This is a genomic window from Paenibacillus sp. FSL H7-0943 (assembly GCF_037963265.1).
GTDB classification, from domain to species: Bacteria; Bacillota; Bacilli; order Paenibacillales; family Paenibacillaceae; genus Paenibacillus_AQ; species Paenibacillus_AQ odorifer.
In genome coordinates this window covers 2,068,041-2,088,273 of record NZ_CP150148.1, presented here as the reverse complement: position 1 = coordinate 2,088,273, position 20,233 = coordinate 2,068,041, and the positions used below count along the sequence as shown (strand labels likewise).

Sequence of the window (20,233 nt, the reverse complement as noted above, 5' to 3'; positions counted from 1 at the left end):
TATGAAGCTAACAACTACTCCAGAATCTCCTCAATCTGCTTCAAAATCTCTTCCGAAAGCTCAATACCTGAAGCCTTAACATTCTCTTCGACCTGCTGCGGACGGCTGGCACCCACCAGCGCACTAGCTACATTAGGTTGACGCAAAATCCAAGCCAAAGCCAAATTCCCAACAGAAATATTCAGCTCCGTGGCTATCCCACTCAATTGGCGGACTTTTTCAATCTTTTCTTCTGTAATCGAATCTTTTAATCGATCCAGCTTAGCAGCACGGCTATCCTCAGGGATGTCCGTGTTATACTTTCCAGTTAACAGCCCTTGAGCCAGTGGAGAAAATACCACCTGTCCAATCCCACGGCGCTCGCCGAGCGGAATAATCTCTTTCTCAATATAACGGTTAAACATATTATAAATCGGCTGATTAACAACAATATGATCTAGCAAATAGCGGTCTGCTACAGCTAACGCATCGGTCATTTGCGCCGCCGTCCACTCACTAACACCGACATAATATACCTTGCCTTGCCGAACCAGATCATCTAGCGCACGTAAGGTCTCTTCAATTGGAGTTTCCGGATCAAAACGGTGGCAATACATAATATCCACGTATTCTACTCCGAGACGTTTCAAGCTAGCATGACACTGTTCCGTGATATGTTTGCGGGATAGTCCACGGTCGTTAGGTCCCGAGCCCATTTCCCCGTATACTTTAGTAGCTAATACATAGGACTCACGAGAGTAGTTACGTAAAGTCTCACCTAGTACTTTCTCGGCAGCACCTTTTTCATAAACATTTGCAGTATCAAAAAAATTTACGCCTAAGTCGTAAGCGGTTTCAATGGCATTAACAGCATTATCTCTTTCCACATAGCCTCCGTATGTCAGCCAGCTTCCCAAACTAATCTCACTGACTTTTAAACCGGTTCCACCTAATCTGCGATATTTCATAATAACTGCTCCTCTCCATAGTTCCGTGTTTGATTTTGGCAGGTTGCTTAGCACTCATATTCATTCTAGAATAGTTTGTATATAATAGAAAGAAGTGAAAATTAGTTTATTATATGATCTCTAGTGTAGTTACTATACTAGAGTATAGTAGCTTCACAAACAGGAGGAGATACCTTGAAGACAGCTAAATCTACTAATAATTATATCCCCAAAACCCCTGTTACTATTGAATGTAATGTTGAAAAAACACTTGAAGTATTAGGTGGAAAATGGGCCTTTCTTGTCCTCAGAGAGCTATTCGACGGCACGCAGCGTTTTGGTGCACTGCAACGAAAAATCACTAATGTTTCTCCCCGCGCACTAACCACTACGTTGCGCCATCTGGAGGAGCATGGTGTGCTTGAACGTCACGTATTTCCGACTGTTCCTGTTACGGTAGAATATTCGCTTACTCCCAAAGGTGAGGATTTACATCAAATTTTGAAGGAAATGAAGCTGTGGTCCGCGAAATGGACTTAGCTTGAGCAGATTGTGACCGATGAAAAAAGAAGCTGTCCAAAAAGTAGAGAATTCTACTTATAGGGCAGCTTCTTTTTTATAAATAGGCTATACAATGGATGGATTCTTACTTAACCCATGGGATATGTGCGGCGTGCGGCGTGCGGTGTGCGATGTGCGGTGTGCGATGTGCGATGTGCGGTGTGCGATGTGCGATGTGCGATGTATGAATTGGGGAAATACTCCCTAAAAATAGCCGAAATTCGCTAAAAAAGAGCATAATGAGGGGATTTCTCCCTAAAAATCGAGGTGATTCCTTTATTTTTCACCAAATCAGGTAAATTACAGGGAGGTTTTCCCTAATTATAAGTTAGATGACCATATATCTAAGAATTATAGGGAGAAATCCCCTAATTATAGAGTCGGAAGCGTATTTGGACAACTGAAAACAACCGGAGATACCAGCGATTTCTGCGATTTCTGCGATCGCGTCATAGACAAATTACCACTTGAGGTCAGCAGGCTTTGCCTTGCCTTCAATCTACTACTGAAGCAGATCGCGGATAATCAAAAACGCAGAGCAGCGAAGATCCAATAGGAGGATGAATCGCTGCTCTTTTGACCCTTGCATTTTTGAAAATGAAGGAGAGATCGTCTCTTTTCGTAGAAAATCCACATATAGAATAACCCCTCCAGCATTTTTACTATATTGATCTAATATTTATCCACAATCGCGCCGAGAACTGCCGTATTTACATAGGGTTTTCCTTTGAGGCTTTGCAGCTCTTTCGCAGTTCCAGTAACGACAACTCCCAATAGCTGTACATCACTGGCGTCCGGCGCCGCTTTATCCTTTTTCAAGTAATTCGAGATTCGCTCAAACTCTCCGTAATGCTTGCCCTTCATCTGAAGCCCATAGGTTAAGGATTGTAAAAAATCCTCTGGTTTCGGCTTAAATAACCCTTCCCATTCCCCACCGTAGCCATATACTTGTCTAGCAGATTCCGGTAAGGCATATTTATTCGGGCTGCTGTCATTCCTAATAAACTCAAGGTTCTTTTTATTGTCATACGTATCTACCCAATACCAAGTCTGTGTCAAACCCGCCGGCAGCATCTTCTCTACCTCTACCTGAGTGTAGCTTTTATCAAAAGAAACAGCCATTTCTACGAGCTTGCCAGGTTCCATTTGTTCGAGTGAAGGCAGGTCATTCAGCACTTTTTCGTTATAATTCACTCCAGGCACATAAAACATCATTTCCCGCTGACCATTTTGACTGTTATATCCTCGGTAGTATTCATAATTTTGCTGTGTCATTACCGGGTCAGGAACATTTATACTAGAGTATCCCCTATTAAGCAGAGAAAACCGGCTGCCCATATCGAAATACAGTTTTTTAGTATCCCATACGATGGGCACACCCTCAACAACTTTGTAAGTGCTCAGTTCAACTTTACCCGATAGAAACCCTAAATCAAGCTCAGTTCTCAACTCCTGAAGGTTAGGACTGCTAATCTTCATCATGATCCTCTCTTCATCCAAACCACGCATCGCCAACCAGCTTGTCAGATGGGCGTTACCCAGCATCCCGCCGAATAATACTATAACCGTCACCACTAGAGAAATGATTGTGTTTCGAATCATTGTTTTTCGTTTTGCCTTCTTAATTACTTTTGAAAGGTTCTGATCATCCTTTTGTTCCCATGGAGCTGTCATTCCGCTTCACCTCTATACTTTTTTTGAAATTGCTTGCGGGCACGAAACAATGCCGATTTGACTGTATCTGTCGTAATTCCCAGAAGCTCAGCTATCTCCTGATAGGACAGCTCCAGCTCATACTTCATAATAATGAGTTGTTTATGGAGCGGTAGAAGCTCATCCAACACTCTTTCGATGTCTTCCCGTTTCTCTTTTAACAGCACATGATCCTCTGGCAATTCCATATCCGGCACATCTACATAGTCAATAGGAATGACTATCCGCTTGCGGCGGCGGCACAGATCATAGTAGCGATTGATCGCTACTTTATATAACCATGCACTGAATTTGTTCTCATCAATGGAATCAATATACAAAAGAGCCTTATACACCGTATCCTGTACGATATCTTCAGCGTCGGCTGCAGGTGCCCCGAGACGAATCAAGTATTTTTGAATTTCTAACATTTTAGGTTGAAGTATCTGATGTAGCTGCCCGGGCTTCATCCTGCACCTCCCTTCGTATGTATAACGATAAAGTTCTCGGAATGTTAGCTTATGAGGTGAAAAAAATTATAAAACAAAAGACGGCTGCCTCAGAAAGACATGCCGTCACATTTTAAAGAATGAATAAGGTTCCAGTACAATTCCTATATATCCGTAGGATTCATTGCCTGCTGAGCTGTAGATATGAGTATGGTTTGAACTTTCAGAGATTGTTTGTCAATAATGAAGCCTATATAGAACCCACCCTCCATATTATCCATTTCAAAAGGTGACAATCGGGGCTCATACACTCCACCCTTGTTCTCAAACCAGTAACTCACTATAATCCCGTATTCGTTATCCACTGCAACGTATGTACCGTATGCCTTTAGCACATCTTCCAATGTACTTATCCCAGGTCGAATATTGTTCAATGTACCTATGTGGATTGGATCAATGCGCTCATTATCTTTGTCTATTTTCCAAGCGTTCAGCCGACCTTCGGTATCATAATGTACAGATACTTCTTTATACATTTCATTATTGAATACATCTTGACCTGTTGAATCCCCGTAATGTTCCTCTACTAACATTCTTGAACTCCCAAAATCAATAAAAAGATTACGTCCACTATCCGCTATTCCGAAATCACGATCGGTAACCGGAACCGCTATAAAATCCTTCAAGCCTGTACCCTGTTCCGGTAATGACGGTAATAGACTCCGATCCGATCGTTCTTCTGGACGAGAAATTACAGTATATATTCCCTTAAGCTTGAGCATTCTCATCCATTGTATAGCCTCTGCTCTTGTAAGCGGGAGATTTCCTTTGAAACCTACTAGCGTTGGCTCTCCGGGAAGTGGAAGTAGAGAGTTACCCAGCAAATAAACCACGGAATCCGTGTCGTTGTAATTCATCCCTAGACCAGATACAACTAACCTTGCGGCGGCCATTCTGGTGATTGGAGCCGATCTTGCCACTGGATATTGTAGTCCAGTAACTGGATGATTCCACCACTTAGCCATTCTATACGGTGCTGCTGTCCATTCTTCGCCTATGCTAGTAGCCTTTGGATAGCCGAAAGAAAGATAAAATAATTTCAAAAATTCTGCTTCCGTAATCGACTGATCCGGTCGAAAGCTCCCATCATCATAACCAACCATCAATTGGTTGCCCAACGCCCAGCGCACCCAAGGCTCGGACCAGTGACCTTGAATGTCAGTGAACAGTGAATATGCCGGATCCTCCTCACCGTCCTCTTCCACTTCTTCATATGTCCCTGTATTCTCGTACGTTGTCGTGTCAGCATGAACTCTATAACTCACGTTGCCGCATGTTACAATTGTCCCTGAGATAAGACCTAGTACCAATAGCTTCATTATCTTCAATTTAATAATCCCTTTCGTTCTTATCGGTAAGGGGTTCCTGCTCTCTTTGTCAGGTTTATCGTGATTAACCCTTTATCTTAACTATCGGGTAAAAAGTCTGATTCGTAAATATACTGCTCTCCTTTTTCACAAGAAAAGCCAAAAAAGATCGCTCCCCTTCATAGCGGGAACGATCTTAACCTACCTACTACTTAGACCTTTAATCGACGTTCGAAAGCTTTGGGGATAAGCATTATAGCAATTATACCTATAATTATCACCGAAAGGATTGACAAGGGTAGATGTAATATAGGGATGCCAAAAATGTTATAGGATACATATTTTTCGATTAAGGATCTGCTAACCATTACACCTGACGGCAAAAAAGAGATTATTTTGCCCAACATTCCAGGCAAAGAGAAAAGGGGAAGAATAACTAAGAATGCTGCCAGTCCAAGACTGCTTAAGCTACTCCGACACAAAGCGGATATCAGCGCTGTCAATAACAAAAGACCACATGCAGCCAGCAAGGTTACAGCATATTTCACGGCAAATCCCTGCAGCTGGGTTAAGGCATATGGAGTCTCATCAAAATAAAAGTAACTATTCAGCGGGGCATTCCAGCCCACGAAGCCGAACGGTAAACAGGCCAGCAATGTGCAAATCCCGTAAAAAAGAGTAACCCAGACAAACGTAACTATAAATCCAGCTAATAGTTTTGCCGCAACAATCTTCAACCTTCCGTATTTACTAGATAGAATAAGTGCATCCATTCTATAGTTTTCCTCGCCGGAGAACAGGGAGGCCAGTGCAAATACTAGAATAAGACCGATCAAAAGATCCCCGACGCCAGGCGAGCTCGAAAAAAATATATGTAATAAGTCCCAGTCCTCAGTTACATAAAACCCCCGTGGTTTTCCCTCCTCCAGCATGGAGAGCTTTTTAGTAACATCTCTTAGCGCATAAGATCCTGGTTCTTGCCTCTCCATTAAAACCTTCTGCTCTCTCAGCTCTGTTAAATTTCTGTTGAATTGATCTACCATATAAGCTGTACCAGCATAGTGTTGCTCCAGAATTCGTTTCATCTTCTCCTCTTTGGGCCAAGCGCTGTCTTCAGCATATTCTTCTTTGAGTCTAGGTGCGTATTTCAAAGCTAAATCTGGTTGAATCGGTCCTAGATGAGCGGCGATAGCTTCAGGCTTTTCCTTGTTTACAACCAATAGACTATCCGTACCGGATGGGTAGAAACTAACAAAACAAAAAATGGCTAATGCAATACTTCCAGCTATAGAAATCCAGACTCTGGGAATCATAATTTTACGTAATTCAAACATCACCAGACGTTTCATGTGTGTCATCCCCTCCGAAAATAATGCATATATACATCTTCTAATGAAGGATTCACCATCAGTGCATTCTCAACTGGCAAAGTCTTGCTGACTACCCGAACCACTAGTCCAGTATCTGTCTGCTGCACATTCACTACAGTTCCATTCTCTTCGATTTGAGCCAGCAACCGCCCGGGGACATGTGCCTCCCAAACCTCTCCTTGCAATTCATTGGTCAACTCCTTAATTGTTCCTTGACGAAGTAACTCTCCTCGCCCCATCAGTAGCACCTGTTTAGCTATATGGTCAACATCAGAAACGATATGAGTAGACAAAATAACGATGCGCTCATTTGATATTTCAGAAATTAAATTTCGAAATCTTACGCGTTCCGAGGGGTCAAGTCCTGCTGTGGGCTCATCCAGAATGAGGATGCCCGGATTATTAAGCAATGCTTGAGCGATACCGAGTCTACGTTTCATTCCGCCGGAATACTTACCACATTTTTTATCCATTTCTCCGGATAGATTAACCATTTGAGCAAGAACCTCTATACGATCACTCGCCTCCTTCTTGGTCAACCCCTTTAGGGCAGCAACATAATACAAGAAATCGCGAGCTGAAAAATGATTGTACATCCCCAGTTCCTGCGGTAAATAACCTATCTGAGCCCGGTACTGATCCCCCATATCATCCTTGTTTTGTCCATCTAAAAGTACATTTCCACGAGTCGGATACAGAATATCTGCAACTATACGCATCAATGTCGTTTTTCCTGTTCCGTTAGGTCCTAGAAGACCATACACACCAGGTGACATAGAAAGGTTGATCGTATTTAAAATTCGCTTTTTGCCGAAATCATGTACAATATTACATAGTTTAAGCTCCAATCAGAAACCCTCCCCTGCTCAATATTCTGGATTGAAACCTCATGGCTAGGCTAAATACCACTGCCGACAGAACGCCCAGTCCCATTAACCAAAATAACTCGACCGACATCGTCCATCTCACTGCAAATTCTCCGGAAAATAAAATCATCCAAAAGAGAGGCAACATGAAGAGTACGGTCGTTAATTGTCTAAAATTACGTATCAGCGTGGATAATACTAACGCTACCGCCGCATTGTTTAGGATCGGGATGCACCATAGCAGGGTCATACGCAGCATAAACTCCGTTCCCCCTACCGGGGTTACCATAGCAGTTACACTAACGTTAATCAGTAGTGAGATCACCCCTGCCATAAGGAACCGAGCTTGCACATACCGATGCAACGGAATTCTAAAACTACGTGCGAGTTCTCCCATTCCACAGAGCGTATTCCGAGCCGTATGAGAGACGACCACCAGTAAAGGAATACAACCCACGATGGACAGAATGAACATAGGGCTAACAATCTCCATAACACTCAGCACCAAATATCCTACTACAAACAAGATCACACCAAGCACAACCTCTTTCCACCATCCCTGTGAAAAAAGAATCCTCAGCTGTTGCCGTGCAAATAGAGGAACGGGTGGTACTGGCGCAGGTAAAGCCCGCTTGGATTTTCTCCACCTGCTCATGGCTTCTTCTGCAAAACCGTCAAGGCGTGGCGGTTCAGGAATGCACCTGATATAATTCACGATCTCCTCTACAGACTCTGCTGTCATCTCATCCTGTAAATTCAGATTGAGGTAATCTTGATGGTTACGTTTAACCCTCATTTTCCTGCTCCTTTCTTTAGGGGTTGGGATATGTCCTCTTGCTTGGAATAGCTTAGTAAATCACGTAATTTAATCAGCGATCGGCTTACCCTTGACTTCACAGTAGATTCAGGTTCATCAGTTACGGCAGCTATTTCTGTAAACGTAAATTCATATTTATACCTTAACAAGAGCGCATCCCTCTGTTCCTCTGGCAGTGAGTAAATCGCGGCGTATACCTGCTTAACCTCTTCACGAATTAATATTCCTTCAAGAAAATCTCCTTCGACTGTGATTTCATCAGATAAGCTTTGATTCAACTCTGCTTGCCGAGCACCTTTGCTGCGAAAATAGTCAATGCAGACATTTTGCGCGATCGCCATCAACCAAGCTCGAAAACTCCCCTGTTTATTTTGATAGCTGTCAAGCTTGGCCCATGCTTTTTCATACACCGTCTGTGCAAGATCCCAGGCCAATTCGTCATTATGTATTTTCCATCTGATGAATCGATAAATATCACTATAGGTATGCCGAATTAATAATTCCACCGCTGCCTCATTGCCCTGCTGCGCTTCTGTGACCCATTTGTCCTCCCCGATTTAATTCCCCTCCAATCTACCAATCTACCAATCTACCAATCTACTAAATATAACGAAATCGCCTACGAAGTAGACGCATCACATTAAAAAGACCAACCAGAAGGTTCTGGCTGGCCGAATATAAATTTTCCCTAGATTATGTCCCCGGTTCAAATTGTGAGTGAACATTTTTAGCTTGTATCTTAGTGAATTATATAACATTGATTCTATTAATTTCCATGGTGCACACTCATTACAAGTGGTCTTTTTGTGAAAATCTTCGTAAATGGTGGATTATTGTTCGATGAAACAAATGATGCTGTATATTCTTTTAATAGTTTCTAGCCCGACAATTAAGAGGGTCACAATAGCCTCAAATACATGGTAAATGTGACCCTTTTATAATAAAAACTATAATTCAACGATTAAATAAGAGAACTGAAAGCCATTCATCGTTTCGAAATCCCAACCCTCGGAATTTAATTCTTGAAAAGTAGGAATAACAAGATTATGAATTTGCTCTGAAGTCGAATTTTTAATGAACTCATCAGGCATTTGTTTTACTTCGTATCCTGCAATCCCTTGACATAGCCATTTAGGAGCAAGTGGATTAATGTCACCGATTAACCACATTGTAAACAAGTGCAGCGTGGATTTAAGAATAGTTTCATACGTATGCTTTGGCCCTGGATCTAAAGGAGAAACAATTTTCAATTTGTTTCCCTCAAAAGTGCCAATGAACCAATTAGGAGCGTCTACTTCACCAACAGCTTGATGAAAAGTTGGGAGATCATTAAATAAGTCACGGTGTACCTTCTCCATACTATCATTCGTGACGATCGTATCGCTTTTGCTAACAATAGATATCCTATCTTGAATAGACATAATTGTAATGTCACCCCATTCTTTAAGTTCACTTCTTAATTTCTCTAATGCTCGGTACAATCGTTTCTTAACCGCACTTTCTCGCATTCCAACAATCTTAGAGATCTCTAACAAGGTGCAGTCTACAAAAAAGCGCAATGAAATAAAAGCCCCAATATTCATTTTTCACAATATTCTGTGCGATTTTGAAGATCCAAGTGAATAAGCTCGAATTCCTTTAAATGTATGAATTTTTTCCAAGGCCTTTAAGAAAACTGTTGCGTTAAGTCTTCCGTGCTACCCGAATTTACTTTCAACGAAAGATATTTATGGATTCTTTCGCGATATTGATTATAAGTGATTTCAAAGCTTTGCTTGTCTCCCTGTTCATCCGGATAAACAGTGGATTTGTCATGAGCTCCAGACATTGTAAGAACCTCCTCTTGACCTTACATTTAATTAGACACCGCAGGTTGATTAAAAGCCACATGTCCGTTCAAAAAAATCCATAATAAAAAACTGTCGATTGCTAGACAATTATATAGAGCCAAGTTATAGTATTGATAATACTTTTAATAACCATTTTCAAAAGTCTAGAGGTGAATAAAATAAACCAAATCGCAAACAATTCTATTCGTGTTAAAAAGATAAATCAGGAGCTTATCAAGCAGGCCTTGAAATCGATGAAGGAAGGAACCAAATCCACGATTGCAAGTGCCACCGGATTAAGTATTGCTACCTGCGGAAATATCCTGAATGAACTTCTGGAGACTGGTGAAGTCATTGAGACTGAACTGGAGGCTTCAAATGGAGGCCGACCGGCCAGACGATTTATCTATAACGCTGATTTCTCCTATATTGCATGTATCTATGCCAAAATTGAGGATGGCCAGAAATCCATAACCTATGCGGTGACCAATTCAGTTGGTGATCGTGTGGATCATGGATGGATGGAATTAGAGTACGTAGATGCTGCAGCCATCGACCATCTGCTGGATACGCTTATCCAACAATATAACAACATCAAGGCAGTAGGGATTGGGATTCCCGGCCTTGCTCACCAAGGTGTCATTAATATCTGTGACATTAAAGAGTTAATTAATGCTCCCTTAGAATCACTACTCAGAGAAAAATACGAGCTTGAAGTCACGATTGAAAATGATATGAATCTGACCGTTTACGGGTTCTATAAACAGCAGGATTATGAAGAGGATAAAACTATTGTCGTGGTGACCTTTATCAAAGGAGCGTTTCCAGGCGCCGGGATGATGATCGACGGGCATATCCACAAAGGTAATACCAGATTTGCTGGTGAAGTCTCTTTTTTACCGTTTGGAATCTCGCGTGAACAGCAATTGAGTAGCTTGGACCACACGGATACCTTCATCCCTTTGGCGGCTCACACTATATCGTCCCTGATTGCAATTATTAATCCAGAGACCATAGCTCTCACAGGAGAGCAAGTCAAACAAGAGAATGTGCGGCCGATTTATCAACGTTGTCTGGAAGTGATTCCAGAGGAGCATATGCCTCACTTAATTGTGCTGGATCAACCTGATGATCATTACATGAACGGATTAATTGCGATCACACTGGAAAGCTTAACCTACTCGTTGCAGCTGGTTGAGAAGCGCCGGTAAAACATAAAACTAACATACACTTCAGGAGGAACTACGAATGGCAACAAACAAAGAAAACATGATTGCAGGAAAGCTATATATGGCAGGCGGTGAAGAATTAGCAAAGGATAACAAAAGATCCAGAATGCTCACTCGTTTATTTAACAATACGACGGAAGAACAAGGTGAATATAGAGTAGAACTACTCAAGCAATTATTTGAGTCTACAGGAGAGTCATTATATGTTGAACCTCCTTTCCGTTGTGATTACGGCAGTAATATTACCGTTGGCAATAACTTCTACGCTAATTTTGACTGCATTATCCTTGATGTAGCTAAAGTAACGATTGGTAACAATGTTCTCTTTGGACCTAGGGTAGGCGTATATACTGCTGGTCACCCCATAGATGCGGACGTGCGTATTAGTATGCTTGAATTCGGTACACCGATTACCATCGGAAACAACGTGTGGGTTGGTGGAAACGCAGTAATTAATCCTGGGGTAAAAATCGGCAACAATGTAATCATCGGTGCAGGTTCAGTCGTGACTAAGGATATCCCTGACAATGTAATTGCGGTGGGGAACCCATGCAAGGTATTAAGAGCAATCACCGACGACGATAAGCAACACTGGGAAAAACTTAAAGAAGAGTATTACAGAGACATTGAGCAATAAAGTAACCCGTTCTGGGAGGATCTCAATTTGAAAAAGCGCTTCGGGGGATTTAACAAGATTTACGCCATGCAATTGGCAACCATCTTTTTAGGATTTATAGTGTTTGGCATATCGGAAAATATTAAAGGACCTGCCATTCCGCGAATCCAATTCGACTTTAATCTGGACGAGAAACAGCTCGGCACCCTTTTATCCCTAAATGCATTAGGTTATTTGATCGCCTGCTCCTTTACAGCTGTATTGGTTCGGAAGTGGGGGATCAAGGTTGTCAGTATCATTGCTTTTGCATCCATGATATTCTCAGGAGTGTTAATCTATATCTCCCACAGCTATCCCTTCTTCTCAGCTTCTTATTTCCTGATGTACATCGGAAACGGAATGCTGGAGATTGGTCTTGCCATTTTGGGAGCACGCATCTTCGTAAAAAATACCGGGACGATGATGAACTTATCCCATTTTTTCTACGGATTTAGTTCAACCTTAGCTCCACTGCTGGCAACAGGACTCATGTCGGTAAGTATATTTGGCCATCCACTCGACTGGCGCGGAATGTATCTGATTATGCTAAGCTTATCTTTACTGCCTATTCTATCTGCCTTGCGCAGTACATTTCCGGGTGACGATCTTCCGCAAGAGGACCGGATCTCTTTAAAAACGTTGGTCCGCGATCCCGCTTTATGGCTGATGGTGCTTATTCTTTCTTTCGGTGTAGTGTCAGAGCTTGCAGTAGGTGGATGGCTAGTGAATTTTTTGGAAAAAGCATACTTGTGGGATACAGTTACAGCTTCTGGTATGTTGTCCACCTTTTTTCTCTGCTTCTCGCTAGCAAGGCTCCTGCTGGGGCCGGTTACAGATAAGATTGGTTTCAATCTATCGCTTATCATCTTTTCAGCCTTCTCTGCCTTATGTACGTTTGCTGCTATTTTGGGTGGGGAACAGCTCGCGTTTCTATTCGCAGCAGCAGGCATAGGTATCGCTATGATTTATCCGACCGTTATGGCGTTTATCGCAAAAAGGTATCCGCATGGCAGTGACACTGCCATCACCTTTACAGTTACACTAATGGGAGTCGGTAGCGTGATTGGCAACTATGCCATAGGTGCAGTAATCGAAGGTGTAAAGAGGCTTTACGGAGCAGAAACACAAACTGGCTTGCTACGTGGTCTTCAAGCTGGGTATGGTTTTATCGGCTTATGTGCAGCTATATGCGCGATATCCGGTTGTGTTTTATATCGTTATTTAAATCACCGCCAAGAACTTATCTAGAATAGTTATCACACTTATTTCTGCTCATCCATGCAAAAAACCTGCTGATTTTTTGGCAGGTTTTTTGTTGCAAATAGCGACCAACCTCCTACCATCGGACTCAAATGTCCTTATTGGCTTCGAAATAGACAGAAATGAGGTTATTCGGACCCCAGAGTCGTTATTGAGTTGTTTGTGTGCAAAAACCGCTGTCTTCTGACTAGATAACGCCTCCTGAGTCCGAACACTCCGCCTAATGAAGCTAAATCCTGAAATAGCGACTATACAGTCCGCAATAATGACCTCTGAGCTGGTGATCACCATCCCAACAATTATCTTAGTCCTTCCGCCAGCTCCATTATTTTTCTAACAATCTGCTCTTCACCACTACTAACCTTTTCCGTTGCAACTTCTCCCAAAGATATATGATCGCCAACACAAACCGAATGTGCGGAATGTCTAAACATTTCTATATCATTAGCATCGTTACCAAATGCAATAAATTGCTGCGGTTCTATGCCTAACCTCTTTAGTCCTGTCCATTTGTTCACACCTTGTGGACTTATATCCATAATATCTTCTTGTCCATGCTGGTAGATCACAATCGGCAGATTTTGCAGCTTATGTATAAGTTGTTCCCCGTTCAGACTGCTCAAAATAACTACCTTCACAATCTCATCCAGCTCTGATGGAGTTACATTTTTGGCGCGTTGTTCTGGATCTACATTTCTCCGGATGGGATGGTCTGCAGAACCCGAATATGCATAGTCCCAGTGACTATCAATCAAATAAGTTGCATCAAATTCTTCAATCAAATTCAGGAGGTTGTCCGCAGTCTGTGGGTCAAAATGTATCGTCGAAATAACCTCCCCACCCTTTGCAATAAACGCGCCATTCCCGCCAACCATAGAAAAATGATGCATATGAGCAGGCAACACAGGCAATAAATCACGAATAGGCCGGGCTGACGCAAAAATAACCTCATGTCCTTTTTCAATTAGAGAATCCAAGGCTTGTACAATAAATCCACTCAAAGGTTTGCCGCTAAAACAAATCGTCCCATCTAAATCAAAAATAAATTTCACAGTTAATAACCTCCCCTTTTTCTCTATATTAACGAGTTCAGATATAATGGAAAGGACCGATGTCCAAAAAGGAGTAAACGATGAAATCTATTCACGATCCAAATCTGATATCACATTACATTACACAATTTAATCTAGACCAAGTATTCACAACGTCAACACATGCTTTAATCCAGTTACTTGTCTATGAGCAGGATGAAATCATTTTGCGTGAGGGGGATGAGCTGGACGGAATTTATTTTCAAGTGGAGGGGCGTACCAAGGTTTCTTCTAGTGTGGGGACGGGAAAATCCTTGTTATTACGTTTCTGCTCACCCTTGTCATTATTCGGGGATATTGAATACGTGCAGGAAGTTGTGATCCAATCCCAAGTTGAAGCGGTACAACAAACCAGCCTCTTATTTATCCCGAAACAAAAGGTTGAGTCTGACCTAATGGATAACCACAGGTTTAAAGACTTGTTGCTGAAACATCTCTCCTACAAGCTTCTAACCTGCACATCCGCATCCCGAACGAACTTGCTGGGCTCTGTAGAGGAAAGGTTTGCAAGTTATTTATTGACCATTCAACTCCAACGTGAGTTTGGAAAAGAAATTCAGACACCCTATATCCCAGATATAGCCTCTTTGATTGGGACTACTCCCCGCCATTTAAACCGTGTCATTCAGCGGCTCACCGACATGGAAATTTTATATAAAGTTAAGCAAGAAATTGTTGTACTCGACTGGGAGCGTCTGGATGAATTATCTAACGGAATAAGATTTGAATAGCCTAAAAACCCCTCATTTAATTGAGGATAAAATGATCGATGTCATCATAACGGATATCGATCTTTTCTCCGTTTCTTTTGATAAGATTTATATACAGAGGAGCTGCATCAACACTTCCGCCACCCACCAGCACATGGTAGTTTTCATTAATTTCATATTTACGGATGTACAAACCTGAACCAACGTCTTCAAAGGGATGACCTTCAAAATCCTTCCACGACAACGCCTCGCCTTGCTGAGCTAGATCTCGTATTTCATCCATGGATAATATCGCAGCTTTTTTATCATTACATCCTGAAAGTATAATCGTCAAAGCAAACAATAACAGCATTATCAAGTTACGCTTACTTTTCATTCTTAAACCTCCAAACTCTATAATTTGTTATTTATAGGAAAATATAAGGTAATAATAACATAGCTTAGACTAGCTTTGAATGGAGTGTGACCAGTTTCAGCTCTGAATGCTAGAAATTTAAGTTCCCCACAACCTCCTCAGTTTCTTCCTGCAAATCTATTTTAAATTTGACGTTAATTTGTTATGTATGCTCTAATATAAATGAAGGGTGGAGCTGCATGTTATCATTTTTACTAACTTTAAAACGTTTATTCTCGGGCTTATGGAAAGCGCTCAAACGTAAAAATTTCCAAGCATTATTCTTATTAGTTTTGATGACGCTGTTGTCCGGAACCATTTTTTATGTCAAACAGGAAGGTTTGTCTGTCCTGGATGCTATTTATTTCTGCGTTGCAACGCTTAGTACATTAGGTCATCCAACATTTGTTCCCCAGACAGCACTCGGAAAAATATTTACGATCGTTTACATTATTGCAGGCACAGGGTTGTTCTTGGGAATGATCGGGTATATCGCTTATGAACTGATCAAGCAAACCGATAAAGATAACAATTAAATAATGGAATCCAAAACTTGTAACAGTATTAAGAGCCTTGTTAGCCGAAGCTAATGAGGCTTTTTTTTCAAATAATCGCTTATATACTAACTTTCACCTAACTAAATCACATTTTTCATCTCATGTCACCCTTTAATTTTCGAGCAATAATTCATCGGTAAAGAAAATCGAGACCATTAATATTCATCTCTGACGATCCTCAAATAAATAAAAAAGACCGTCTCTATTAGAGCGGTCGAAAATTTTAGAGCAAATTTGTAATAGATAAATTCACTCAAAAGAATTGCCCCCTATTACTTCATGGTGTAAAATATACTTTCGTTTAATTTGATAAAGGGGGCTTTTAATTTTAATGGCTTTATTTCTTACATACGTTTTGCTCGGCTTTTCCATCGCTCTCCCCGTAGGTACCATTACCATTGAAATGACCAAACAAGGCTTGAAAAATGGCTTTATGCATGGTTGGATTGTTGGCCTCGGGGGAATGACTATCGACCTCTTCCTAATTCTAGGCTTATACTTGGGTCTAGCTTCTATTCTTTCCATGCCTATCATACAAGTAATCATGTGGTTAGTTGGGGCTCTCTTCCTATGCTACGTTGGATATGACAGCATCAAGAATGCAGATCATGATATTTCCCTTGGAGGAGAGAAGACGTCCAAATCGCTGTTCTCTTCTTACAAAAATGGTTTGCTAGTGGCGATCTCACCAGGAAACCTGGTATTTTGGGTTAGTGTCTTTGGTACCGTATTGTCCGACTCCTTTGACCGTACTAATACGGGCAGCTTTTTGCTCGTAGGATTAGGTATCCTGATTGGTATCCTGCTCCATGATATTGGCCTGATGACGATTGTATCCACCACACGAAAAGCAATGAACCGGACGGCTATTAAATGGGTGACTATCAGCGCAGGTGTTGTATTAATCGGCTTTGGCGGGTATTTCTTCTATCAATTCCTGCGGAGCCTCCATATTTTTTAACGTAAAAAAGCCGTTCTCTTTTAAAAGAGAACGGCTTTAAATGTCTTTTTCACAGAAATCCTTAGAACACCCGCTTCTGATTCCGATCATCAATAATAATCTGCACCGCTTCCTTAAACCGTAATGCATGCACAATCTCCCGCTCCCGCAGGAACTTAAGGCTATCCTGCAGATCCACGTCATCCGTCATGTCAATCAGCCACTGATATGTAGCCCGGGCTTTTTCCTCAGCCGCAATGTCTTCATAAAGGTCTGCCAGCGGATCACCCTTAGCTTGAATATAGGCTGCGGTGAATGGAACTCCGCTAGCATCCGTGTAGAACAAGGCATGATCATGCGCTACAAAATGTGGCCCTAATCCCGCTTCCTCTAATTCACATACCGAAGCATCCTTCGTCAGCTTGTAGATCATCGTGGCAATCATCTCAAGGTGAGCGAATTCCTCAGTAGAAATATCGTTCAACACGCCAATAACTTTATCTGGAATCGTGTATCTTTGATTCATATAGCGTAGTGCAGCGGCGAGCTCGCCATCTGCGCCTCCGTATTGCTCACTCAAATAACGCGCCATCCGGACATCACATTTACCCACCCGTACCGGATATTGCAGTTTTTTTTCGTATATCCACATTCGGGAACTTCCCTCCTCTAGAAAAATAGTTCCTTACGGTTATACTCCTCTTACACCTGCCAAGGCCAAGGGGGTTGATTCCATTCCCATGGACATTTAGAATAAGCGCGGCCAAAATTCTGCAGCGGACCATATAACTCCTGAAAATGATTCGCTAGCTTAGTTCGTTCCAGCGTAAGCTGATTAAATTGTTCAATACTTCTCAGATCGTCAGGATGCGTATTTAGATATAAGTTCAACTCCACTAAGGCAAAATCAAGGGTCTGCAACTGTTCAAGCAATTCATAATAACGTTGGTCGCAAGGATTTGCCTCCATAGTCTATTTTCCTCCTCCTTTGCACTTGGATTCATACGGACTAAATAGTGCTGGCCAGAGCGTTCCATACTTCAGAGCCTCCTGCAAACTAAACTGTGGCAAATCGGGCGGCTGAAAGGTGATAAATTGATTGGGTGGAACTACATACGTCTTGAACGGCACCGGTGGGCAAGGATCAAACGGGCCCCTAAAGGGGGTATACCTCCGCAGCTGTGATTCCATCTTTTTTGTACCTCCTTTGTTCCTGTTCCTTCTTTAAAGACTCTGAACATTACTCCCTTAGCTAACTTATGACAGCAGGACACAATATAAAACGTTATTCACAAAAAAAGCCCATTAGCAATTTTTTTTGTGCAATGTGCATGACAAATAAGCTGTCTCCGGAAAAGTACCGAAAACAGCTTATAACTTGGGTTTTTTAGTATTCAGCTTAGGGCTTCGCTCTTTTGAACGAATCTTCGTGGGTAATCTCAAGGATATCCAACATAAATACAAAGATAGGAATACCAAGAATAAGTCCCCAGACACCCATATAATGCTCAGAGAACAACAACACGCTAAAGGTGAAAAACATCGGCAAATTCATTTTTGTGGACATCAACTTAGGATTCAAGAAATAGCCTTCGATAAAATGCAACACCGCAATAATCGCCAGCACATAAGTAACTGTTATCAGACCGCCGATGTTGTAACCAATTATTAAAAGCGGAATGAGCGAAATCAAAAAACCAACTACCGGAATGAGACTGAGCAGAAAAATCAAAATCGCTAGGGCAAATAAATACGGGAAGTTAAGCAACCACAAGCCAATAACAGTAAGACAGGTATTGAACATGGCAATGAGAATTTGCGCTTCAATTACTTTCCCAAAGGAAACGATGAATTTTCGGCTGAAATACTCCAGATCTATATAAAACCAGGCAATCCTGCTCTCTCTCATCCTAGAAGTGAAACTGACGACCCGGTTCTTCTCCAGAATAAACACAAAGCTTAAAATGGTTGATAGAACGAAAGTTGCACCCCAGTTGCTAACCTGCAGCACATAATCGATGCCTCTTTTGATATAGGACTGATAGTTAAGGTCCCTGAGCATATCATACAAATATAATGTAATCTTGTTCTGCGGAAGATCCTCTGATTTGAGATTGGTGAGGAAGATAGCTAATTGCTTAATCTGCTCCAATACTTTAGGAAGATATCTTGCAAGGGCCAGTACAATCAATGCGATTAAAGCAAGGTATAAAATGACAATAATCACCTTACTGTTAACCTTCATGAATTTACCAATTCGTTTACTGAGCACAATCTGAAAGCTGTTCATGACAAAAGCAATCAGAAACGTCAGCAACACCAGATTAAGCATCCCTCGAACCATGTACAGCAGCAACCCGATAAGTGCGAGAATAAAAAAGCGTCTGGAAGTACTATTCGCGTAGAATCGCTTGAATACATTCATTGATCTTGCTCCATTCAATTGCGATTAATAATGTTAAACTTCAATGGCTATAAAAAGGAAAACTTAGCCCCCACAAAAAAGCCGATGGAAACAAAAAGGAGTGACCAGGTTAGCGCTCCTGCAGTCGTTATGAGTATATACTTTTTGAAAGACATAGCACTGATTCCAGAGATATAGCTCGATACATGCCTCAGACCTGGAATAAAATAAGCAATGAAAATCGCCCAGTTTCCGAACCGCAAAAACCATCTTTTCATACTGGCAAAACGCTTGGGTGTAAGGCCAACCCACTTGCCGAATTTAGCTACCACAGGTTGTCCTAGCCTTAAACCAATGGTATAGCTGATAAGCATTCCTGTGATGGATCCCATAAAACAAACCAATACGGAAAGTGAAAAATCCAAAACCATAACGGAGGATAAATAGCCTACAAACAGCATTAACACCTCATCAGGCACAGGAAGTCCGATAATCCCAAGTGCCATAAGGCCAAATATGGCTAAATATCCGTATTGTGAAATGAACTCTATAATCCAAGGCATGGGTGTATCACTTCCTGTTGAAGGATTTTTTAAGGGACGGAAATGGGATACGGCTGATCATCATTACGGACAGCAATGCCATTAATCCGATGACCAGTCCTGGTTTCATCCGTTCATCTAGTAAAGAAATCATCGACAGAATGACTCCAGCAGCAGTAATGGGCATCCCCACGAACCCTTTGGAAGGCGCCGACAGATTAAATCTGGCCAAACGAAGTGCGCCACAGATCAAAAAGAAAACTGCAGCTGCAGGTCCAATCCAGTCGGCATCTTCTAACCTATACAACAAGATAAGGAAGGTAGGCGCTAAACCAAATGATATAATATCCGCCAATGAGTCCAATTGTTTACCGAATTCACTAGTACATTGCAATATTCTTGCCAGTAATCCATCCAGTACATCGCATATTGCCGCGAGCAATATCATTAATAAAGCTAGGCTATATCGTTCTTGAATCGTAAAATACAAGGATAGTGATCCTAGTCCCAAGTTTCCGAGTGTGCACGTTGAAGGCAACCAGTTCAATTTCATACAATTTCACCCCTTTCATAG

25 protein-coding genes are annotated in these 20,233 nt (G+C 41.7%); 7 read left to right on the top strand and 18 right to left on the bottom strand.

The genetic code is table 11. The features are described from left to right. Nucleotides 1–14 precede the first annotated feature (14 nt). The gene (locus NSQ55_RS08960) at nt 15–947 is read right to left on the bottom strand and encodes an aldo/keto reductase family protein (protein WP_038569620.1); all 933 of its coding nucleotides are present in this window, start codon (nt 945–947) and stop codon (nt 15–17) included. Nucleotides 948–1,121: 174 nt separating this feature from the next. Here NSQ55_RS08960 and NSQ55_RS08955 point away from each other — a divergent pair, with 174 nt between their 5' ends. Further along, entirely contained in the window at nt 1,122–1,466 is a 345-nt protein-coding gene (locus NSQ55_RS08955) for a helix-turn-helix domain-containing protein (RefSeq protein ID WP_036684053.1), read from the top strand. Between the two features lie 693 nt (nt 1,467–2,159). Here the strand turns inward: NSQ55_RS08955 and NSQ55_RS08950 are convergent. The 9 genes from NSQ55_RS08950 to NSQ55_RS08910 all read right to left on the bottom strand — a co-directional run bounded on the left by NSQ55_RS08950 (nt 2,160) and on the right by NSQ55_RS08910 (nt 9,876). Next, nucleotides 2,160–3,161: an anti sigma factor C-terminal domain-containing protein gene (locus NSQ55_RS08950; RefSeq protein WP_076309816.1), complete on the bottom strand. Its 1,002-nt coding sequence runs from the start codon at nt 3,159–3,161 to the stop codon at nt 2,160–2,162. Then, the gene (locus NSQ55_RS08945) at nt 3,158–3,649 is read right to left on the bottom strand and encodes an RNA polymerase sigma factor (protein WP_036684055.1); all 492 of its coding nucleotides are present in this window, start codon (nt 3,647–3,649) and stop codon (nt 3,158–3,160) included. Before NSQ55_RS08945 ends, NSQ55_RS08950 begins: the two co-directional genes overlap by 4 nt. A 143-nt stretch (nt 3,650–3,792) precedes the next feature. After that, complete coding sequence (locus NSQ55_RS08940) at nt 3,793–5,007, bottom strand: S-layer homology domain-containing protein (protein ID WP_339174450.1); 1,215 nt, start codon at nt 5,005–5,007, stop codon at nt 3,793–3,795. A gap of 200 nt (nt 5,008–5,207) precedes the next feature. Further along, nucleotides 5,208–6,344 (bottom strand): ABC transporter permease subunit, encoded by a 1,137-nt coding sequence (locus NSQ55_RS08935; RefSeq protein WP_076187120.1) that lies wholly within the window; start codon nt 6,342–6,344, stop codon nt 5,208–5,210. Between the two features lie 5 nt (nt 6,345–6,349). Further along, entirely contained in the window at nt 6,350–7,213 is an 864-nt protein-coding gene (locus NSQ55_RS08930) for an ABC transporter ATP-binding protein (RefSeq protein ID WP_076187118.1), read from the bottom strand. Continuing rightward, a complete protein-coding gene (locus NSQ55_RS08925) occupies nt 7,203–8,027 on the bottom strand; it encodes a hypothetical protein (protein WP_076187116.1) in 825 nt (274 codons plus the stop codon). The genes NSQ55_RS08930 and NSQ55_RS08925 overlap by 11 nt, the downstream gene beginning before the upstream one ends. Continuing rightward, nucleotides 8,024–8,554 (bottom strand): RNA polymerase sigma factor, encoded by a 531-nt coding sequence (locus NSQ55_RS08920; protein ID WP_076187114.1) that lies wholly within the window; start codon nt 8,552–8,554, stop codon nt 8,024–8,026. The genes NSQ55_RS08925 and NSQ55_RS08920 overlap by 4 nt, the downstream gene beginning before the upstream one ends. A 441-nt stretch (nt 8,555–8,995) precedes the next feature. Then, nucleotides 8,996–9,631, bottom strand: coding sequence for a sigma factor-like helix-turn-helix DNA-binding protein (locus tag NSQ55_RS08915; RefSeq protein ID WP_076187112.1), 636 nt, complete (start codon nt 9,629–9,631; stop codon nt 8,996–8,998). Between the two features lie 83 nt (nt 9,632–9,714). Continuing rightward, nucleotides 9,715–9,876 carry a hypothetical protein gene (locus tag NSQ55_RS08910; protein WP_254857120.1) on the bottom strand — a complete coding sequence of 54 codons (162 nt, stop codon included), beginning with the start codon at nt 9,874–9,876 and terminating at the stop codon, nt 9,715–9,717. A gap of 255 nt (nt 9,877–10,131) precedes the next feature. Here NSQ55_RS08910 and NSQ55_RS08905 point away from each other — a divergent pair, with 255 nt between their 5' ends. From NSQ55_RS08905 to NSQ55_RS08895, 3 genes are all read left to right on the top strand, one after another. After that, the gene (locus NSQ55_RS08905; RefSeq protein WP_081390522.1) at nt 10,132–11,088 is read left to right on the top strand and encodes an ROK family protein; all 957 of its coding nucleotides are present in this window, start codon (nt 10,132–10,134) and stop codon (nt 11,086–11,088) included. A gap of 37 nt (nt 11,089–11,125) precedes the next feature. Then, nucleotides 11,126–11,743, top strand: coding sequence for a sugar O-acetyltransferase (locus tag NSQ55_RS08900; RefSeq protein WP_076187110.1), 618 nt, complete (start codon nt 11,126–11,128; stop codon nt 11,741–11,743). Nucleotides 11,744–11,809: 66 nt separating this feature from the next. Next, nucleotides 11,810–13,009 carry an MFS transporter gene (locus tag NSQ55_RS08895; RefSeq protein ID WP_339174448.1) on the top strand — a complete coding sequence of 400 codons (1,200 nt, stop codon included), beginning with the start codon at nt 11,810–11,812 and terminating at the stop codon, nt 13,007–13,009. A 311-nt stretch (nt 13,010–13,320) separates the two neighbouring features. Here NSQ55_RS08895 and NSQ55_RS08890 read toward each other — a convergent pair whose 3' ends face one another. Further along, entirely contained in the window at nt 13,321–14,073 is a 753-nt protein-coding gene (locus tag NSQ55_RS08890; RefSeq protein ID WP_339172688.1) for an HAD-IIB family hydrolase, read from the bottom strand. Nucleotides 14,074–14,153: 80 nt separating this feature from the next. Between NSQ55_RS08890 and NSQ55_RS08885 the strand changes: the two genes are divergently transcribed. Continuing rightward, nucleotides 14,154–14,843 (top strand): Crp/Fnr family transcriptional regulator, encoded by a 690-nt coding sequence (locus NSQ55_RS08885; RefSeq protein ID WP_076301331.1) that lies wholly within the window; start codon nt 14,154–14,156, stop codon nt 14,841–14,843. A gap of 16 nt (nt 14,844–14,859) precedes the next feature. Here the strand turns inward: NSQ55_RS08885 and NSQ55_RS08880 are convergent, their stop codons facing one another. Beyond that, a complete protein-coding gene (locus NSQ55_RS08880) occupies nt 14,860–15,198 on the bottom strand; it encodes a hypothetical protein (RefSeq protein WP_339172686.1) in 339 nt (112 codons plus the stop codon). A gap of 218 nt (nt 15,199–15,416) precedes the next feature. Here NSQ55_RS08880 and NSQ55_RS08875 point away from each other — a divergent pair, with 218 nt between their 5' ends. Beyond that, on the top strand, nt 15,417–15,752 hold the full coding sequence (locus NSQ55_RS08875) for a potassium channel family protein (protein ID WP_076124810.1): 336 nt from the start codon (nt 15,417–15,419) through the stop codon (nt 15,750–15,752). 352 nt (nt 15,753–16,104) lie between these two features. Continuing rightward, nucleotides 16,105–16,734 carry a LysE family transporter gene (locus NSQ55_RS08870; protein WP_076124808.1) on the top strand — a complete coding sequence of 210 codons (630 nt, stop codon included), beginning with the start codon at nt 16,105–16,107 and terminating at the stop codon, nt 16,732–16,734. Nucleotides 16,735–16,795: 61 nt separating this feature from the next. Here the strand turns inward: NSQ55_RS08870 and NSQ55_RS08865 are convergent, their stop codons facing one another. The 6 genes from NSQ55_RS08865 to pssA all read right to left on the bottom strand — a co-directional run bounded on the left by NSQ55_RS08865 (nt 16,796) and on the right by pssA (nt 20,212). Then, nucleotides 16,796–17,365 (bottom strand): manganese catalase family protein, encoded by a 570-nt coding sequence (locus tag NSQ55_RS08865; protein ID WP_036684067.1) that lies wholly within the window; start codon nt 17,363–17,365, stop codon nt 16,796–16,798. Between the two features lie 50 nt (nt 17,366–17,415). Then, complete coding sequence (locus NSQ55_RS08860) at nt 17,416–17,682, bottom strand: spore coat protein CotJB (protein WP_036684069.1); 267 nt, start codon at nt 17,680–17,682, stop codon at nt 17,416–17,418. A gap of 3 nt (nt 17,683–17,685) precedes the next feature. Continuing rightward, the gene (locus tag NSQ55_RS08855) at nt 17,686–17,904 is read right to left on the bottom strand and encodes a spore coat associated protein CotJA (protein WP_036684070.1); all 219 of its coding nucleotides are present in this window, start codon (nt 17,902–17,904) and stop codon (nt 17,686–17,688) included. Nucleotides 17,905–18,112: 208 nt separating this feature from the next. After that, nucleotides 18,113–19,138, bottom strand: coding sequence for an AI-2E family transporter (locus NSQ55_RS08850; RefSeq protein ID WP_339172681.1), 1,026 nt, complete (start codon nt 19,136–19,138; stop codon nt 18,113–18,115). A 47-nt stretch (nt 19,139–19,185) separates the two neighbouring features. Then, entirely contained in the window at nt 19,186–19,680 is a 495-nt protein-coding gene (locus tag NSQ55_RS08845) for a DedA family protein (protein ID WP_076100017.1), read from the bottom strand. Between the two features lie 7 nt (nt 19,681–19,687). Beyond that, the gene (gene pssA / locus NSQ55_RS08840; RefSeq protein WP_076301334.1) at nt 19,688–20,212 is read right to left on the bottom strand and encodes a CDP-diacylglycerol--serine O-phosphatidyltransferase; all 525 of its coding nucleotides are present in this window, start codon (nt 20,210–20,212) and stop codon (nt 19,688–19,690) included. Nucleotides 20,213–20,233: the final 21 nt, after the last annotated feature.

What these genes read in the sequence shown, in the direction of transcription:
- pssA (WP_076301334.1), bottom strand. Translation starts at nt 20,212, where the DNA reads ATGAAATTGAACTGGTTGCCTTCAACGTGCACACTCGGAAACTTGGGA.
- NSQ55_RS08945 (WP_036684055.1), bottom strand. Translation starts at nt 3,649, where the DNA reads ATGAAGCCCGGGCAGCTACATCAGATACTTCAACCTAAAATGTTAGAA.
- NSQ55_RS08900 (WP_076187110.1), top strand. Translation starts at nt 11,126, where the DNA reads ATGGCAACAAACAAAGAAAACATGATTGCAGGAAAGCTATATATGGCA.
- NSQ55_RS08960 (WP_038569620.1), bottom strand. Translation starts at nt 947, where the DNA reads ATGAAATATCGCAGATTAGGTGGAACCGGTTTAAAAGTCAGTGAGATT.
- NSQ55_RS08940 (WP_339174450.1), bottom strand. Translation starts at nt 5,007, where the DNA reads ATGAAGCTATTGGTACTAGGTCTTATCTCAGGGACAATTGTAACATGC.
- NSQ55_RS08880 (WP_339172686.1), bottom strand. Translation starts at nt 15,198, where the DNA reads ATGAAAAGTAAGCGTAACTTGATAATGCTGTTATTGTTTGCTTTGACG.
- NSQ55_RS08845 (WP_076100017.1), bottom strand. Translation starts at nt 19,680, where the DNA reads ATGCCTTGGATTATAGAGTTCATTTCACAATACGGATATTTAGCCATA.
- NSQ55_RS08905 (WP_081390522.1), top strand. Translation starts at nt 10,132, where the DNA reads ATGAAGGAAGGAACCAAATCCACGATTGCAAGTGCCACCGGATTAAGT.
- NSQ55_RS08895 (WP_339174448.1), top strand. Translation starts at nt 11,810, where the DNA reads ATGCAATTGGCAACCATCTTTTTAGGATTTATAGTGTTTGGCATATCG.
- NSQ55_RS08950 (WP_076309816.1), bottom strand. Translation starts at nt 3,161, where the DNA reads ATGACAGCTCCATGGGAACAAAAGGATGATCAGAACCTTTCAAAAGTA.
- NSQ55_RS08885 (WP_076301331.1), top strand. Translation starts at nt 14,154, where the DNA reads ATGAAATCTATTCACGATCCAAATCTGATATCACATTACATTACACAA.
- NSQ55_RS08855 (WP_036684070.1), bottom strand. Translation starts at nt 17,904, where the DNA reads ATGGAATCACAGCTGCGGAGGTATACCCCCTTTAGGGGCCCGTTTGAT.
- NSQ55_RS08915 (WP_076187112.1), bottom strand. Translation starts at nt 9,631, where the DNA reads ATGAATATTGGGGCTTTTATTTCATTGCGCTTTTTTGTAGACTGCACC.
- NSQ55_RS08870 (WP_076124808.1), top strand. Translation starts at nt 16,105, where the DNA reads ATGGCTTTATTTCTTACATACGTTTTGCTCGGCTTTTCCATCGCTCTC.
- NSQ55_RS08865 (WP_036684067.1), bottom strand. Translation starts at nt 17,365, where the DNA reads ATGTGGATATACGAAAAAAAACTGCAATATCCGGTACGGGTGGGTAAA.
- NSQ55_RS08935 (WP_076187120.1), bottom strand. Translation starts at nt 6,344, where the DNA reads ATGAAACGTCTGGTGATGTTTGAATTACGTAAAATTATGATTCCCAGA.
- NSQ55_RS08925 (WP_076187116.1), bottom strand. Translation starts at nt 8,027, where the DNA reads ATGAGGGTTAAACGTAACCATCAAGATTACCTCAATCTGAATTTACAG.
- NSQ55_RS08910 (WP_254857120.1), bottom strand. Translation starts at nt 9,876, where the DNA reads ATGTCTGGAGCTCATGACAAATCCACTGTTTATCCGGATGAACAGGGA.
- NSQ55_RS08850 (WP_339172681.1), bottom strand. Translation starts at nt 19,138, where the DNA reads ATGAATGTATTCAAGCGATTCTACGCGAATAGTACTTCCAGACGCTTT.
- NSQ55_RS08860 (WP_036684069.1), bottom strand. Translation starts at nt 17,682, where the DNA reads ATGGAGGCAAATCCTTGCGACCAACGTTATTATGAATTGCTTGAACAG.
- NSQ55_RS08875 (WP_076124810.1), top strand. Translation starts at nt 15,417, where the DNA reads ATGTTATCATTTTTACTAACTTTAAAACGTTTATTCTCGGGCTTATGG.